Source organism: Psychroserpens mesophilus (assembly GCF_050617655.1).
GTDB classification, from domain to species: domain Bacteria; phylum Bacteroidota; class Bacteroidia; order Flavobacteriales; family Flavobacteriaceae; genus Psychroserpens; species Psychroserpens mesophilus_A.
The window spans coordinates 1-261 of the sequence record NZ_JBODQC010000245.1; the positions used below are offsets into that span (position 1 = coordinate 1).

1 pseudogene is annotated in these 261 nt (G+C 37.9%); it reads right to left on the reverse strand.

Annotated elements, in window-relative coordinates:
* A pseudogene (locus tag ACRHNM_RS17135) lies at nt 1-261 on the reverse strand (arsenosugar biosynthesis radical SAM (seleno)protein ArsS); the annotation flags it as partial.

The following is a 261-nucleotide window of genomic DNA, read 5'->3' on the forward strand; positions in this document are numbered from 1 at the left end:
TTTTTTGAAGTCTTTTTCCATTGAAGCTTGGTCGCTTGGTAAAAATGCACCTGAAGGATTGTAAACCAAATCTAGCTTTAAAGAACTTTCGGGCATGCCGTAACCAACTGCATTGAGTTCTTGTAATGCTTGTATAGATTTGTCAAACACACCATCACCTCTTTGCTTGTCTGTTTTGCCGCGTGTCCAATGTGGCATTGAGCTTACCACATGAACGTTATGCTTTTTAAAAAACTCAGGTAAATCGTGATACTTTTTATT